Annotated in this window: 1 rRNA gene; it reads right to left on the bottom strand. The window is 51.8% G+C overall.

Features of this window, described 5'->3' with window-relative positions:
- A 16S ribosomal RNA gene (locus D4A39_RS19015) occupies positions 1-660 on the bottom strand; the annotation flags it as partial.

The following is a 660-nucleotide window of genomic DNA, read 5'->3' as shown; positions in this document are numbered from 1 at the left end:
GCTTGGCCGCTGACCTATTCAGGCCAACAGCGGGCATCCATCGTTTACCGTGCGGACTACCAGGGTATCTAATCCTGTTCGATACCCGCACTTTCGAGCTTCAGCGTCAGTTGCGCTCCAGTGAGCTGCCTTCGCAATCGGAGTTCTTCGTGATATCTAAGCATTTCACCGCTACACCACGAATTCCGCCCACTTTGTGCGTACTCAAGGAAACCAGTTCGCGCTGCAGTGCAGACGTTGAGCGTCTACATTTCACAACACGCTTAATCTCCGGCCTACGCTCCCTTTAAACCCAATAAATCCGGATAACGCCCGGACCTTCCGTATTACCGCGGCTGCTGGCACGGAATTAGCCGGTCCTTATTCATAAGGTACATGCAAAAAGTCTCACGAGACTCACTTTATTCCCTTATAAAAGCAGTTTACAACCCATAGGGCCGTCTTCCTGCACGCTACTTGGCTGGTTCAGACTCTCGTCCATTGACCAATATTCCTCACTGCTGCCTCCCGTAGGAGTTTGGACCGTGTCTCAGTTCCAATGTGGGGGACCTTCCTCTCAGAACCCCTACTGATCGTCGCCTTGGTGGGCCGTTACCCCGCCAACAAGCTAATCAGACGCATCCCCATCCATCACCGATAAATCTTTAATCTCTTTCAGAT

Origin of the sequence: Alcanivorax profundi (genome assembly GCF_003597125.1) — a bacterium.
In the GTDB taxonomy this organism is placed as follows: Bacteria; Pseudomonadota; Gammaproteobacteria; order Pseudomonadales; family Alcanivoracaceae; genus Alcanivorax; species Alcanivorax profundi.
This window is presented reverse-complemented; position numbering and strand designations above follow the sequence as displayed.